This is a genomic window from Leptolyngbya sp. FACHB-711, assembly GCF_014695615.1.
Classification (GTDB): domain Bacteria; phylum Cyanobacteriota; class Cyanobacteriia; order Elainellales; family Elainellaceae; genus Leptolyngbya_A.
In genome coordinates, this window is record NZ_JACJOR010000559.1 from 1 (window position 1) to 2,088 (window position 2,088).

4 protein-coding genes are annotated in these 2,088 nt (G+C 45.6%); 1 reads left to right on the top strand and 3 read right to left on the bottom strand.

Going from position 1 to position 2,088, the window contains the following annotated elements:
- Positions 1–498 (top strand): hypothetical protein (locus tag H6F80_RS27730; RefSeq protein ID WP_206755126.1); only part of this gene is annotated, 498 nt, incomplete at its 5' end.
- Between the two features lie 188 nt (positions 499–686).
- Here H6F80_RS27730 and H6F80_RS27735 read toward each other — a convergent pair.
- From H6F80_RS27735 to H6F80_RS27745, 3 genes are all read right to left on the bottom strand, one after another.
- A complete protein-coding gene (locus H6F80_RS27735) occupies positions 687–1,322 on the bottom strand; it encodes a transposase (protein ID WP_518523673.1) in 636 nt (211 codons plus the stop codon).
- On the bottom strand, positions 1,229–1,525 hold the full coding sequence (locus tag H6F80_RS27740; protein WP_190794751.1) for a transposase: 297 nt from the start codon (positions 1,523–1,525) through the stop codon (positions 1,229–1,231). The genes H6F80_RS27735 and H6F80_RS27740 overlap by 94 nt, the downstream gene beginning before the upstream one ends.
- Before the next feature lie 90 nt (positions 1,526–1,615).
- Positions 1,616–1,948: a XisI protein gene (locus tag H6F80_RS27745; RefSeq protein WP_190794752.1), complete on the bottom strand. Its 333-nt coding sequence runs from the start codon at positions 1,946–1,948 to the stop codon at positions 1,616–1,618.
- Positions 1,949–2,088: the final 140 nt, after the last annotated feature.

Genomic DNA, 2,088 nt, shown 5'->3' on the forward strand with positions numbered 1-2,088 from the left:
AAGTATGCCGATCAGATTGATCCGTACCCCGAGAACTTAGAAGAGACTATCCCAGCACTAAAAGCTTTGTGCCAACACATCCTTGACCCCGCGATTACTCACTTTGGCATGGAGCAATTTCAGTTAACCTACGGATTCTGCTCAAAGGATCTGAAGCGGTTCCTGGCTCAGAAAGACCCAGAGACAGGGATTAAGAATGGACGGGTTGATCCGAGTCGTGACCAGCACATGGCCCATGAGAAGAACCGAAATGGCAAGTATTACTGCGATTGCCTCGGTGCTGCCTGCGATTTTCGGATTGTGAAGTTGGAGAGCAATCGTCTTGTGGAATGGATTCTGGAACAGCAGTTACCGTTTGACTCGCTGTACTACTACGGGGGCGATCGACCCATCCACATCAGCTATAGCCCAAAACAAAGGAAAGCTATTTGGGTATTTACCGATGGAGGAGTACCCACAAGGAAAGGGATTGAGCATTGGATAAAAGCACCAACTTAATGGAGCTAAAACTTTATGTTTCCTACTGATGGACAATCACAGAGTCCCTACTCAATTCAATGTAATTGTGCTGAGATAGCAAATTAACGATGAGGGATAGATTTGTAGTGAAAAGAATTTCTAAGTCTGCGTTTTTGATATTTCCCGTTGTGACGAGCAGAAGTTTATAGAATTCATTTGATATCTTTTTAGGGTGTAGCTAACCGCTTCAGCATGAGCCGGATAAAGCAAAGATTGAGCTTTGCCCTCGCATGGTCTAAAGTCCACTCAAAGTTCTTCACTAAACTCTTGCACCGCTCCACCCAAGCATTCGACCGTTCCACAATCCATCGAGTGGCTACTCGGACAAAGCCAGATTTACCCTGAGCCTCCTTTTGCGCCTTCGACGGTTTGGGAGAACGCTCAAAGCGAATCTTCGTCATAATCTGGGGATAAACGTTTTTAAGCGCTTGCTTGATCTTGTCTGGATGATACCCGTGGTCTATGAGGATTGTAATCTTGGGAATATTGACAGGTTTCGCTTTGAAATAAGCGATATTGTTCGAGAGCATCTCAATCAATCCCTGGTCATCTGTCACATTTGCTTTGGTGCAGTGGGTAAAGAAGGGAAACCCTAAGGTATCCACTGCTAGATGTCGTTCCATTCCATTAGTTGCTTTGTAATGACAGAACCCTTTGGAGGCAGCACTCGCATTGCAAGTGTTCTTCACTGCCTGAGAATCAATGATGATTAGGGTTGTCCACTTCGGTTTTTTTGAACCTGTTGCCGCACTTTTTGATGAAGTGCCTCGAGAATCTGGTCGAGAGCTCCAGTTTCCCGCCACTGCTTGTAGTACCAGAACACGGTGGAGTAAGGGGGCAGATCTCTCGGCAGGTCACACCAGTTACAGCCATTCTTGAGCTGGTAGAAGATGCCATCAAGAATTTGACGTTTAGTCCACAATGGTGGTCTAGTCTGCTTCTTGGACGGCAAGAGTGGCTCAATAATTTTCCATTCTGCATCGCTCAGGTTGCTGGAGTATGCCATTTTTGCTTTAGTTTAATCCAGCATCCTCAAAGATCTCAAATGAGTTCTATAGGAGTTGAAGTTTTCAAGGGCAAGGGCAAGGAAAATCATTTAACCAGCGGCATAATCGGTAAATTGACGCATAAAGGGTGGTTGAAAACCGAGAACAATGTCTTGAGTGGGAACGCCCAGGGCAACCAGTTCCGCTGCGATGTCATCTTCTGTGCCATTCCATTGAATCCAGATTTTGTTGTCTTTAATATCTAAATGAAGGACAGGTCCAAAAACATGGCGTTTGTTATGCCAGCCAATATAGATAAGTTGGTAGTGATCTTGTGTTTGATCAAACAGCGTCTGCGCTTCCACTTCTTGGTCGCTGCCACGGTTTGCTTTTTCTGTTAGCAAGGTTTGAATAAAGGCTCGGTACTGATCTAAATTTGCCATTGCACGATCGCCTCCTGTTCAATGTCATACAGCCTTTTCCAGGCTGGCGAGGTACAAGATAGAGTAATGGAAGTGCCATCTAGAAGCTGCCTGACATGAAACCCTATTCCCGTGACCTGCGCCAGAAACTCGTAGAGCGA